Annotated in this window: 9 protein-coding genes and 1 tRNA gene; 8 read left to right on the top strand and 2 right to left on the bottom strand. The window is 66.8% G+C overall.

Features of this window, described 5'->3' with window-relative positions:
* Nucleotides 1-112 precede the first annotated feature (112 nt).
* On the bottom strand, nucleotides 113-1,075 hold the full coding sequence (trxB, locus tag WS45_RS08865) for a thioredoxin-disulfide reductase (protein ID WP_059690783.1): 963 nt from the start codon (nucleotides 1,073-1,075) through the stop codon (nucleotides 113-115).
* Between the two features lie 287 nt (nucleotides 1,076-1,362).
* On the opposite strand from trxB, the gene WS45_RS08870 reads away from it, so the two are divergent.
* The 7 genes from WS45_RS08870 to WS45_RS08900 all read left to right on the top strand — a co-directional run bounded on the left by WS45_RS08870 (nucleotide 1,363) and on the right by WS45_RS08900 (nucleotide 10,488).
* Nucleotides 1,363-3,672 carry a DNA translocase FtsK gene (locus tag WS45_RS08870; RefSeq protein WP_059530170.1) on the top strand — a complete coding sequence of 770 codons (2,310 nt, stop codon included), beginning with the start codon at nucleotides 1,363-1,365 and terminating at the stop codon, nucleotides 3,670-3,672.
* A gap of 46 nt (nucleotides 3,673-3,718) precedes the next feature.
* Nucleotides 3,719-4,408: an outer membrane lipoprotein chaperone LolA gene (gene lolA, locus WS45_RS08875; RefSeq protein WP_059530168.1), complete on the top strand. Its 690-nt coding sequence runs from the start codon at nucleotides 3,719-3,721 to the stop codon at nucleotides 4,406-4,408.
* A 187-nt stretch (nucleotides 4,409-4,595) separates the two neighbouring features.
* Nucleotides 4,596-5,906, top strand: coding sequence for a replication-associated recombination protein A (locus tag WS45_RS08880; RefSeq protein WP_014897797.1), 1,311 nt, complete (start codon nucleotides 4,596-4,598; stop codon nucleotides 5,904-5,906).
* Between the two features lie 235 nt (nucleotides 5,907-6,141).
* Nucleotides 6,142-7,443, top strand: a complete 1,302-nt coding sequence (gene serS, locus WS45_RS08885; protein ID WP_059699427.1) for a serine--tRNA ligase — start codon at nucleotides 6,142-6,144, stop codon at nucleotides 7,441-7,443.
* A 130-nt stretch (nucleotides 7,444-7,573) separates the two neighbouring features.
* Nucleotides 7,574-7,664: transfer RNA gene (locus WS45_RS08890), tRNA-Ser, on the top strand.
* Nucleotides 7,665-7,799: 135 nt separating this feature from the next.
* A complete protein-coding gene (locus tag WS45_RS08895) occupies nucleotides 7,800-8,747 on the top strand; it encodes a phosphatase PAP2 family protein (RefSeq protein WP_257140325.1) in 948 nt (315 codons plus the stop codon).
* Between the two features lie 205 nt (nucleotides 8,748-8,952).
* Nucleotides 8,953-10,488 (top strand): methyl-accepting chemotaxis protein, encoded by a 1,536-nt coding sequence (locus WS45_RS08900; protein ID WP_059699429.1) that lies wholly within the window; start codon nucleotides 8,953-8,955, stop codon nucleotides 10,486-10,488.
* Between the two features lie 33 nt (nucleotides 10,489-10,521).
* On the opposite strand, the gene WS45_RS08905 is transcribed toward WS45_RS08900, so the two are convergent.
* Nucleotides 10,522-11,682, bottom strand: coding sequence for an alkane 1-monooxygenase (locus tag WS45_RS08905; RefSeq protein ID WP_059699431.1), 1,161 nt, complete (start codon nucleotides 11,680-11,682; stop codon nucleotides 10,522-10,524).
* 538 nt (nucleotides 11,683-12,220) lie between these two features.
* Between WS45_RS08905 and WS45_RS08910 the strand changes: the two genes are divergently transcribed.
* A complete protein-coding gene (locus WS45_RS08910) occupies nucleotides 12,221-12,874 on the top strand; it encodes a GNAT family N-acetyltransferase (protein WP_236873226.1) in 654 nt (217 codons plus the stop codon).
* Nucleotides 12,875-12,881 lie beyond the last annotated feature (7 nt).

Genomic DNA, 12,881 nt, shown 5'->3' on the forward strand with positions numbered 1-12,881 from the left:
TTCGGACGCGCGGGCACAAAAAAGCCGCTGCACGGCGGCAGCGGCTTTCCGGTCGAGCCCGCTTCGCGGCAGCGGACGCCATTGTAGCGCCCGGCGCGCGAAGGCCTGACGCTTACTTCTTGTCGTGCAGGCTTTCGAGGTAGCGCTGCGCGTCGAGCGCGGCCATGCAGCCCGTGCCGGCGCTCGTGATCGCCTGGCGATACACGTTGTCCTGCACGTCGCCGGCGGCGAACACGCCCGGCACGCTGGTCGACGTCGCGTTGCCTTGCAGGCCGCTCTTCGTCAGGATGTAGCCGTCCTTCATCTCGAGCTGGCCCTGGAACAGGTCGGTATTCGGCTTGTGGCCGATCGCGACGAACACGCCCTGCACGGTGAGGTCCTGCTTCTCGCCGGTCTTCACGTTCTTGATGCGCAGGCCCGTCACGCCCGATTCCTCGCCCGTCACCTCGTCGAGCACGTGATCCCACTTGATGTCGACGACGCCTTCCTTTTCCTTCTCCAGCAGACGGTCGATCAGGATCGGCTCGGCGCGGAACTTGTCGCGGCGGTGGATCACCGTGACCTTCTTCGCGATGCCCGTCAGGTAGAGTGCTTCCTCGACGGCCGTGTTGCCGCCGCCGATCACCGCGACTTCCTGGTTGCGATAGAAGAAACCGTCGCAGGTCGCGCAGGCCGACACGCCCTTGCCCATGAATGCTTCCTCGGAAGCCAGGCCGAGATACTGCGCGGACGCGCCGGTCGCGATGATCAGCGAGTCGCACGTGTATTCGCCCGAGTCGCCGATCAGCCGGATCGGCTTTTCGTGCAGTTTCGCGGTGTGGATGTGGTCGAATACGATTTCGGTGTTGAAACGCTCGGCGTGCTCCTGGAAGCGCGCCATCAGTTCCGGGCCTTGCACGCCCTTCGCGTCCGCCGGCCAGTTTTCGACGTCGGTCGTGGTCATCAGCTGGCCGCCCTGCGCGATGCCGGTGATCAGCACCGGGGACAGGTTGGCGCGTGCCGCGTAGACGGCAGCCGTGTAGCCGGCGGGGCCGGAACCGAGAATCAGGACTTTGGCGTGTTTGGGCGTGGACATGTGCGAATCCGTAAAAGGCGGCCGCGGCGGGCGGGGTAGGCCCGCCGTACGATCCGGGTTGACCGGGATGCCGTCATAGATGGGTATCAGACGCGCATTATAAAGGCCCCGTTGCTGCGCTGCCGAACGAGAGTTTCAATCGTGGCGATAGCATTGCCCGGCGGTCGCTTCGGCGCCCCGGCCCTCTTATGTAACCGTCATTTACACTTGACGCCCCGGTGCAGCGTTTACAATAAGCGCGATCGAACGACAGGCGGGCGCGCGGCCCGTCCTCTTTATACGGATTCATGGCAAAAGCTCCTTATTCCGCCCAGGCACAGGCGTTGCCGCACCGGATGTCGAAGCTCCTCACGGAGATCCGCTGGATTCTCCAGGTCGCGCTCTGCGCTTTTCTGGTGATGGCCCTGTTGAGCTACAGCCGGCGCGATCCGAGCTGGACGCACGCCGCGCAGGTGGACCACATCTCGAACTGGGCCGGCCGCGTCGGTGCATGGACGGCCGACATCATCCTGCTGCTGTTCGGCCTGTCGGCCTACTGGCTGATCGTGCCGCTCGGGCGGCGCATCGCGGTCAACTACCGGCGCATCACGCGTCACGAGGCGGTCGCCGACGAACCGGAGCGGCCGATCGGCTGGCTCACCGAGATCTTCGCGTTCGTGCTCGTCGTGCTGGCGTGCGACGGCATCGAGGCGCTGCGGATGTGGTCGCTGAAGGTGCAGCTGCCGCGCGCGCCGGGCGGCGTGATCGGCGAGGCCGTCGCGGGTGCGATGTCGCATGCGTTCGGCTTCACCGGCGGCACGCTGCTGCTCCTGATCCTGCTCGCGATCGGCCTGTCGCTGTATTTCCGCTTCTCGTGGCTGTCGGTCGCCGAGCGCGTCGGCGGCGCGATCCTGTCCGCCGTCAACGTCGCGAAGCTGCGCCGCGAGGCCGAACGCGACCGCAAGCTCGGCGAGGCCGCGGCCGTGCGCCGCGAAGGGAAGGTCGAAGAGGAGCGCGTGCGCATCGAGGATCACGAGCCCGTGACGATCGTGCCGCCGGTCGTCACGCCGGCGAAGTCCGAGCGCGTCGAGCGCGAGCGCCAGGTGCCGCTGTTCACCGACCTGCCGGGCGATTCGACGCTGCCGCCGGTGTCGCTGCTCGATCCCGCGCCGAAGACGCAGGAAGCGATTTCGGCCGATACGCTCGAATTCACGTCGCGCCTGATCGAGAAGAAGCTGAAGGACTTCGGTGTCGAGGCGAGCGTCGTCGCCGCGTATCCGGGCCCGGTCGTCACGCGCTACGAGATCGAGCCGGCCACCGGCGTAAAGGGCAGCCAGATCGTCAATCTCGCGAAGGATCTCGCGCGTTCGCTGTCGCTCGTGTCGATCCGCGTGGTCGAGACGATCCCCGGCAAGAACTACATGGCGCTCGAGCTGCCGAACCAGCGCCGCCAGACGGTCCACCTGTCCGAGATCATCGGCTCGGAAGTCTATGCGGCCGCGTCGTCCGCGCTGACGCTGAGCCTCGGCAAGGACATCGGCGGCAAGCCGGTGTGCGCGGATCTCGCGAAGATGCCGCACTTGCTGGTCGCCGGCACGACCGGTTCGGGCAAGTCGGTCGGGATCAACGCGATGATCCTGTCGCTGCTCTACAAGGCCACCGCGGAGCAGGTGCGTCTGATCCTGATCGATCCGAAGATGCTCGAAATGAGCGTCTACGAAGGCATTCCGCACCTGCTGTGCCCGGTCGTCACCGACATGCGCCAGGCCGGGCATGCGCTGAACTGGACCGTCGCGGAGATGGAGCGCCGCTACAAGCTGATGAGCAAGCTCGGCGTGCGCAACCTGGCGGGCTACAACAACAAGATCGACGAAGCGGCGAAGCGCGAGGAAAAGATTCCGAATCCGTTCAGCCTGACGCCGGACGATCCCGAACCGCTCGGCCGCCTGCCGAACATCGTCGTCGTGATCGACGAGCTTGCCGACCTGATGATGGTCGTCGGCAAGAAGGTCGAGGAGCTGATCGCGCGGATCGCGCAGAAGGCGCGCGCGGCCGGCATCCACCTGATCCTCGCGACGCAGCGTCCGTCCGTCGACGTGATCACCGGCCTGATCAAGGCGAACGTGCCGACGCGTATCGCGTTCCAGGTGTCGTCGAAGATCGACTCGCGCACGATTCTCGACCAGATGGGCGCCGAATCGCTGCTCGGGATGGGCGACATGCTGTACCTGCCGCCGGGCACCGGCCTGCCGGTGCGCGTGCACGGCGCGTTCGTGGCCGACGACGAAGTGCATCGCGTCGTCGACAAGCTCAAGGAGCAGGGCGAGCCGAACTACGTCGAAGGGCTGCTCGAGGGCGGCACCGTCGACGGCGACGAGGGTTCGGCCGGCGCGGGAACCGGCGAAGGCGGCGGCGAGTCTGATCCGTTGTACGACCAGGCGGTCGAGATCGTCATCAAGAACCGCCGCGCGTCGATTTCGCTCGTGCAGCGCCATTTGCGGATCGGCTACAACCGCGCGGCGCGGCTGCTCGAACAGATGGAACAGTCGGGGCTCGTGTCGGCGATGTCGTCGAGCGGCAACCGCGAAATTCTTGTGCCGGCGCGCGACGCGGAATGAGTCCGCGGCGCCCGCAGCGCCGGCCACCCAGGGAGAAAACCGCAACATGCAGCAACTTTCGTTCGTCCCTTCCCTTCGTTCGACGCGGCGCTGGCTCGGCGCGGCGTTCGCCGGCGCATCGCTGATGCTCGCGGCGACGCACGCGTTCGCGGGCGGCACCGAGCAACTGAAGGCCTTCGTGTCGCAGGTGCGATCGGCGAAGGGCGATTTCACGCAGCAGATCGTCAAGGCGCCGGCCAAGGGCGCGAGCGCCGCACAGGCCGCGCCGAAGCCGAACGACAATTCGAGCGGCACGTTCGTGTTCTCGCGCCCGGGCAAGTTCATCTGGACGTACCAGAAGCCGTACCAGCAGGTGCTGCAGGCCGACGGCGACAAGCTCTACGTGTACGACCGCGACCTGAACCAGGTCACCGAGCGCAAGCTGAACGGCGCGCTGGGCGCGAGCCCGGCCGCGATCCTGTTCGGCAGCAACGATCTCGACAAGAACTACACGCTGCGCGACGCCGGCGAGAAGGGCGGCATCGAGTGGCTGGAGATGCTGCCGAAGGCGCAGGACACGCAGTTCCAGCGGATCGGCATCGGTTTCCGCAACGGCACGCTCGCCGCGATGGAACTGCACGACGTGTTCGGCAACGTCACGCTGCTCACCTTCACGAACATCCAGACGAACCCGCCGCTGAAGAGCGATGCGTTCAAGTTCGTCGTGCCGAAGGGCGCGGACGTGATCAACGGCTGATCGGCACCGCACCATTTTCCCGACACGGGCCTGCCGGCGACGGCAGGCCCGTGTTGTTTTGGGGCGCGGGCACTGGGCGCGGGCACCGGGCGCGGGCATCCGGCCCGGCGGCGCCGTCGTGCGGCTGTCATAATGTCGGGTCCGGCGGCCGGTTCGGCCGCCATCGTTTGATCTGGAGCGAGGGTTCATGTCCGACCTGTTTCAAGTCGAGCCGCGCCGGCCGCTCGCCGAGGCGCTGCGGCCGAAGACGCTCGCCGAGGTGATCGGCCAGACGCATCTGCTGGGAGAAGGCAAGCCGCTGCGGCTCGCGTTCGAATCCGGCAAGCCGCATTCGATGATCCTGTGGGGGCCGCCCGGCGTCGGCAAGACGACGCTCGCGCGCCTTACCGCGCTCGCGTTCGACTGCGAGTTCATCGCGCTGTCCGCGGTGCTCGGCGGCGTGAAGGACATCCGCGAGTCGATGGAGCAGGCGAAGGACACGCTGAACCGCACCGGCCGCCACACGATCCTGTTCGTCGACGAAATCCACCGCTTCAACAAGGGGCAGCAGGACGCGCTGCTGCCGTTCGTCGAGTCGGGGCTCGTGACCTTCATCGGAGCGACGACCGAGAACCCGAGCTTCGAAGTCAACTCGGCGCTGCTGTCGCGGGCGCAGGTGTACGTGCTGCAGTCGCTGAACGACGACGAGATGCGCCAGTTGCTCAAGCGCGCGCAGGAAATCGCGCTCGACGGCCTCGCGTTCGACGACAAGGCGATCGATACGTTGATCGGTTATGCCGACGGCGACGCGCGGCGCTTCCTGAACCTGCTCGAACAGGCGCAGACGGCCGCATCGTCCGCCAGGGTCACGACCATCGATGCCGATTTCGTCAGCAGCGCGATGACGCTGAACGCGCGGCGCTTCGACAAGGGCGGCGACAACTTCTACGACCAGATCTCGGCGCTGCACAAGTCGGTGCGCGGTTCGAGCCCGGACGGCGCGCTGTACTGGTTCTGCCGGATGATCGACGGCGGCGCGGATCCGAAATATCTCGCGCGCCGGATCGTGCGGATGGCGTGGGAAGACATCGGCCTGGCCGACCCGCGCGCGCTGCAGGTGGCGAACGACGCGGCCGAGACCTACGAGCGGCTCGGCTCGCCGGAAGGCGAGCTGGCGCTCGGGCAGGCGGTGATCTATCTCGCGTGCGCGGCGAAGAGCAACGCGGGCTACAACGCGTTCAACCAGGCGATGGCGTTCGTGAAGCAGGACAAGTCGCGCGAGGTCCCCGTGCATCTGCGCAATGCGCCGACCAAGCTGATGAAGGAACTCGGCTACGGTCACGCGTATCGCTACGCGCACGACGAGCCGAATGCCTACGCGGCCGGCGAGTCGTACCTGCCGGAAGGGATGCGCGAGCCGCGCTGGTACAAGCCGGTGCCGCGCGGGCTCGAATCGAAGATCGCCGACAAGCTCGCGTGGCTGCGCGAACTCGACCGCGAGGCCGGCAAGAAGGACTGACCGGCCGCGCGCGGCTTGGATCGGATCAGCGCTTGCGGGGCCCTGGCCGGCGCTGCTGTCCCACGCCGAGCGGCCGCGCCGCGCGACGCGTTTCGCCGGCTGCCGACGCGCAGCCGGGATTGCGATATTCCCACGCCCGTCACGCGTTTGCGGCACTGTCCATCCGGCCAATGCCGTGGCGGCCCCGCGGTGCGTTAGAATTCCCGTCTTACACAACGATTTTCCAAGTCCTCCCATGCTCGACATCCAGTTGCTGCGCAAAGACCTCGACGGCGTCGCGAAGCGCCTCGCCGATCGCGGCTACACCCTCGACGTCGCCGCCTTCTCCGCGCTCGAAGCGGAACGCCGTGCGATCCAGACCCGTACCGAAGAGCTCCAGGCACGCCGCAACAGCCTGTCGAAGCAGATCGGCGCGATGAAGGGGAAGGGCGAGGACACGTCGGCCGTCATGGCCGAAGTCGGCGGGATCGGCGACGAGATGAAGGCGTCGGAGACCAAGCTCGGCGAGATCCAGACGCGCCTGTCCGACCTGATGCTGGGCATGCCGAACATCGCGCACGAAAGCGTGCCGGTCGGCAAGGACGAGGCCGACAACGTCGAGGTGCGCCGCTGGGGCACGCCGCGCGAGTTCGACTTCGCGGTGAAGGATCACGTCGACGTCGGCACGCCGCTCGGCCTCGATTTCGAAACCGGCGCGAAGCTCGCCGGTGCGCGCTTCACGATGCTGCGCGGCTCGATCGCACGCCTGCACCGCGCGCTCGCCCAGTTCATGATCGACACGCACACGCTGCAGCACGGCTACAGCGAGACGTACACGCCGTACATCGTGAACCCCGAAATCCTTTACGGCACCGGCCAGCTGCCGAAGTTCGCCGACGACATGTTCCGCGTCGAGAAGGGCGGCGCCGAAAACACGATCACGCAGTACCTGATCTCCACGTCCGAGATTTCGCTGACGAACACCGTGCGCGAATCGATCGTCGAAGGCGCCGCGCTGCCGATCAAGCTGACCGCGCATTCGCCGTGCTTCCGTTCGGAAGCCGGTTCGTACGGCCGCGACACGCGCGGCATGATCCGCCAGCACCAGTTCGACAAGGTCGAGATGGTGCAGGTCGTCGCGCCGGACGCTTCGTACGCGGCACTCGACGAGATGGTCGGCCACGCGGAAGCGATCCTGCAGAAGCTCGGCCTGCCGTACCGCGTGATCACGCTTTGCACGGGCGACATGGGCTTTTCGGCCGCGAAGACGTTCGACCTCGAAGTGTGGCTGCCCGCGCAGAACACCTATCGCGAGATCTCGAGCTGCTCGAACACCGAGGCGTTCCAGGCGCGCCGCATGCAGGCGCGTTTCCGCAACGCGCAGGGCAAGCCGGAACTCGTGCATACGCTGAACGGTTCCGGCCTCGCGGTCGGCCGCACGCTCGTGGCCGTGCTGGAGAACTACCAGAATGCCGACGGTTCGGTCACGGTGCCGGAGGCACTGCGTCCGTACATGGGCGGCATGGAGCGAATCGAAGCGGCTGCGCAGGCGTCGTGAGATTGCTCCGCGATCGGTCTTCGAAGGCCCCGCAAAAAATTTGCAAAAAGGGCTTGTGAGATTCAAAGAGATCGTTCTATAATCTTTTCTTTCCCGGACACGACCAACCGGGAAATGAAGCAGCAAGGAAGGAGAGGTGGCAGAGTGGTCGAATGTACCTGACTCGAAATCAGGCGTACGGTTTCCCCGTACCGTGGGTTCGAATCCCACCCTCTCCGCCAAAATACGAAGCCCCGTGATCCGGAAGGATCACGGGGTTTTTCGTTTGGGTCGCGCGTGAGTGAACGCTGCGTCGATGGCGGTGTACGATAGCGCCCAGGCGTTGGGGCCCGTCACACGAACGACAAAAAGCCACGATGAGTGCGAGCACGCGAATCTGGGGGATGCTGACCGGCGCGGTATTGCTGACGGCGCTTGCCGCCGGCATGTGTGTCACGCACGCGGATTGGGTCGTGAATCCTGGCAGCAGCGTCGAGTTCGCGCGGCACGTCGCGCTCGGCTTTGCTGCAAGCGCGTTCCTTGCCGTGCTGTCTCGCGTGCGCCGCTATCGCGACATCGCGCGAACGCTGCGCTGTCGCGAATTCGCATTCGCGCTACTGAGCGTGGCGCTGCTCGCAACGCTCAGCGCGGCCGTCGCCGTGCTCGATTATCTTTGCGTGGCGATCGCCCCGCCGTCGATCGAAAGCCATCTCGTTCGCTTCGATGCGATGCTCGGTTTCCATTGGCCGGACCTGTACCGATGGGTGACGGCGCAAGCCGGCCTGCACCGTGTGCTCGACCTCGCGTATCGCAGCGGCATGCCGCAACTGTTTGCGGTGCCGTTCATCCTCGCGGCGGTCCGTCGCGTCGACGATCTCGCCGAGTTCGTCGCGCAGTTCATGTTCGCGGTGATCGTGGTCGTGCTCGTCTCCACGCCGTTCCCCGCCGCCAGCGCATTCGTCCATTTCGGCATCACCGACCCGGGCACCGCATCGACGGTGACGCACTACGGCCTGTTGCGCAGCGGGCAGCTCCGTCAACTGAATCTGGCCGACGCGCAGGGGCTCGTGTCGTTGCCGTCGTTTCACGTGATGCTGGCGCTGCTGTTCGCGTATGCGGTGCGGCATGTCCGCTACGTGTTTCCGGCTGCGATCGTGCTGAATGCGGTGATGATCGCGTCGACGCCGACGCAGGGCGGCCACTATCTCGCCGACGTGATCGCCGGGATCGTGTGTGGCGCGCTGTCGATCGCCACGGTGCGTCGCTGGATGGGCGGTCGACGCGCGATCGAGGCGGCCGGACCGCACGCGGCAAGCCCGACCTGATTGCGCGACGCCAGAGTCGCAACCTCCCCTTGCTTGCCGGCGGGCCCGGTTCCTCACCGTCGCCGAATCGCCGTCCTCCTCGCGGCAGCTCCGGCGGAATCCCGCTGCCGATGTCCTGCTTCAGCCTTGGTTTCGCGCGCCGTTAACAATGGGCGACGGCACGCGCCTTTTGCGTCGTCGCCGTTTCCCGTCGATTCAAGGTCCCATGAAGCTGAGCTACAAGATTCCCCTCGCATTCGCCATTGCGCTGCTGCTGATGTTCTGCGGCGCCCTGTACGGCATCCGCATCCTCAATCGCTCGATCGATACGTTCGCGAACGACGTGCAGACCCGGGTCGCCGACGAGCGGCTCGTGTCGGCGACGCTCGTGCAGTTCAAGCTGCAGGTCCAGGAATGGAAGGACACGCTGCTGCGCGGCAAGCAGCCCGACAAGCTCGACAAGTACTGGCAGGCATTCCAGACGCGCGAGCGCACGGTCGATACGCTCGCCGCGCAGCTCGTGAACCAGTTGCCGCCCGGCGAGAGCCGTACGCTCGTCGAGCAGTTCTTGCGCGCGCATGCCGCGATGGGTGACGGCTATCGGCGCGGGTTCGACGCATTCAAGGCCGCTGGCTTCGAGCCGACGGCCGGGGACGCGGCCGTCGCGGGCGTCGACCGTGCACCCGCCGCGCTGCTCGAGCGCGCGGCGAAGGTGATTGCCGACGAGAGCGCCGCCGTGTCGGCGCAAGCGAGCCGCGATGCGAGCCACGCCACCGCGGCGAGCGTCGTGCTGATGCTGATCGTGCTCGGCATCGCGATGATCGGTGCGTTCCTGTTCAGCCGCGCGATCCTGCGGCCGCTCGATCGCGCCGTGGCCTGTGCGCAGGCGGTGGCGGGCGGCGACCTGACGCGCGATGTCGACGCGGCCGGTCGTGACGAGATCGCCGATCTGCTCCGGGCGTTGCGGACGATGCAGGCAAGCCTGTCGGGCGTCGTGCTCGAGGTACGTACGCATGCCGAAGCCGTCGCGACCGCGAGCGCGCAGATCGCGGCGGGCAATCATGACCTGTCGTCGCGCACCGAGGCGCAGGCTGCGTCGCTCGAGGAAACCGCCGCCAGCATGACCGAGCTGACGGGTATCGTGCGTCAGTCGGCCGAGCACGCGCAGCACGCGGCGCAGTTGGCGCGCGACGCGTCGGACATCGCGTCCGCGGGCGGCGGCGTGATGACCGACGCCGTCGACACGATGGGCGGGATCGCCGCCAGCGCGGCGAAGGTCGGCGAGATCATCGCGGTCATCGACGGCATCGCGTTCCAGACCAACATCCTCGCGCTGAACGCGGCAGTCGAGGCGGCGCGCGCGGGGGAGCAGGGGCGTGGCTTCGCGGTCGTCGCGTCGGAGGTGCGCACGCTCGCGCAGCGCAGCGCGGCCGCCGCGAAGGAGATCAAGGCGCTGATCGAGCAATCGACGCGGCGGGTCGACGAGGGCGCCGTGCTGATCGCGCGCGCGGGCGAATCGATCCACGAGATCGTCGGCGCGGTGCAGCGGGTCACGTCGATCGTCGGCGAGATTTCGTCCGCATCGCAGGAGCAGAGCGGCGGGATCCAGCAGGTGAACGTCGCGGTCACGCAGATGGACGAGGCGACGCAGCGCAACGCGGCGCTGGTCGAACAGGCGTCGGCCGCGACGCAGGCGCTGGCCGAGCAGGCGAGCGCGCTGCGGCACGCGGTCGCCGTGTTCAGGCTGCCGCAGGCCGCGTGACGATATCGGAGACCGCGACCACACCGTCGAGCATCACGCCGCGGCCGAATACTGCGCGAGCACGCGCGCGCGGATCGACGGCTTGATGTTGGACTGCGCCATGTCGCCGCCGTAATGCGCGACGACACGCGGATTCATCACGCGATACCAGAGCGGCGGCACATACGCGAACAGGATCATCGTCGCGTAGCCGGCCGGCAGTTGCGGCGAGTCGTCGAAGTGGCGCAGCGCCTGGTATGAGCGTGTCGGGTTCGCGTGATGGTCGGCGTGCCGCTGCAACTGATACAGGAACAGGTTGGTGACGACGTGATTGCTGTTCCACGAATGCTGCGGCGTGCAGCGTTCGTAGCGGCCGCTCGGCAGCTTGCGGCGGCCGAGCCCGTAGTGTTCGACGTAGTTGACGACTTCGAGCAGCGACGCACCGTACACGGCCTGGATCACGAGGAACGGAATCGCGACCTTGCCGGCCATTGCGATCGCGATGCCCCACACGACGACGGTCATCGCCCACGCATGCAGCACCTCGTTGCGCCAGGTCCACGGCGAATGCCCGAGGCGCTCGAGGCGCGCCGTCTCGAGCCGCCAGGCCGAGCGGATGCTGCCGGTCACGGTGCGCGGCAGGAACGCCCAGAACGATTCGCCGTAGCGCGCGCTCGCCGGATCCTCGGCCGTCGCGACGCGCACGTGATGGCCGCGATTGTGCTCGACGAAGAAATGCCCGTACGCGACCGGCGCGAGCGTGACTTTCGCGAGCCAGCGCTCGAAGCGGTTGGTCTTGTGCCCGAGTTCGTGCGCGGTGTTGATCGAGATGCCCGTCGCGGCGCCGAGCGACAGCGCGAAGCCGACGTAGTCGTGCCACGCGAGCGCATGCGTGCCGACGATCCACACGCACATGAAGAACGCGATGTATTCGACCAGCGTCGCGAGATAGACGATGTAGCGGTAGTAGCGCTCGCGTTCGAGGTGCGGGACGGCGGCTTCGGGCGGATTGTCGCGATCGTCGCCGATCAGCGTATCGAGGACCGGGATCACGCCGAACGCGAACAGCGGGCCGAACCACCAGAACACGTGAAGGCCCGTCGACAATGCGAGCTGGGCCGAGAGGATCGGCAGCGTGATCGTCACCGCGCCGAGCAGCCATAGATAACGTTTGCCATCCGACCAGCCCGAGGCCGATGCGTCGGTCATTGCCATTGTCTCCCTCCTTGTTTTGGCCGGCTCCCGCGTGTGCGGGCGCGGCGGCCGGGTGACGCGTTCGTCGTCGTTCGAATCGTCGCGGATCAGCGGCACGACGCGCGGCCCGGATCGTTGGTCCGGTTGTGCCATTTATACGACCGTCGCGCACGCTTTCCAAACCCTCGCGTTAGGCGTGCAACTCCAAACGGCGGACCGTGCATGACACCGGTCGGGAAGGGCCGGCATGGGGTGATTGAAACAGGCGGGCGCGGGCCGATTCCCTTGCGCGGCCTGCGTTCTTGTCAGATGAATGCTCGGCGCGACGCACGCGTGCATTCGGCGGCGAAGTTCGCAACGAATGTTGCGGCGCAGCAGGCGCGGCGCGACGCCGCCCGGCGGCGCGGTTCGTCTGGATACATATGTAACGAACCATTACGGCCTCGACGACGAAATGCAGGACCCTCGCCGCATGAGCGCCATGCATGACAAGGCGAGCGAGGCGACGCCTCCGGTCTCGCAGTGCGGGCCGCATGCGTCGCCGCACGTCGACGCATCGATGCTGCACCTGCACACCGGCGTGTGCGCGACATCGATTGCCTTTCGATCGGCGCTGCCATTTGAAAATTACGATTTGACTCATGCCCCGCTTTCGGTTGAAGCTAATAGCTTGCTGTCCGAAGGGGGCTGTGCCTGCATGAGTTCGACCTTGACCGTTCGTCGTATCGCTGCCGACCAAGGCCGCGTGTATCGCGAACTCCGCGCCGCATCGCTGCGCGAGCCCTACGCGCCCGGGGAAGCGCCGGAGGCCGAATTGCTGAACGTCGATTCCGACGCGGCGGCGGCCGTCGCCGCGCTGCGTGCCGCGTCCGACGAGTCGACGACTTTCCTGCTGTATACCGAAGGCCATCCGGCCGGCATGATCGGCGCGTATTTCGACAATACGCCCGAGCGGCGCGCGTTCGTCAGCGAGCTGTGGGTCGCGCACGCGGTCCGCCACCTGCGCGGCGGCGTGCTGTTGCTCGAAACGGCCACTGCGTGGCTGGCCGAACGCGGTGCGCAGGACGTCTACGCATGGATCGCCGATGCGAACCGCAACGCGATCCGTTTCTACGAACGCGCGGGTTTCGGCAACACGGGCGAGCATGCGCCGATCGCGCGGATGCCCGGCGCGATGAAGTCGTTGTTCGTGTCGCACGTCAACACGCCCTGACGCATGA

This window comes from Burkholderia sp. RF2-non_BP3, assembly GCF_001522185.1.
Taxonomy (GTDB): Bacteria; Pseudomonadota; Gammaproteobacteria; order Burkholderiales; family Burkholderiaceae; genus Burkholderia; species Burkholderia diffusa.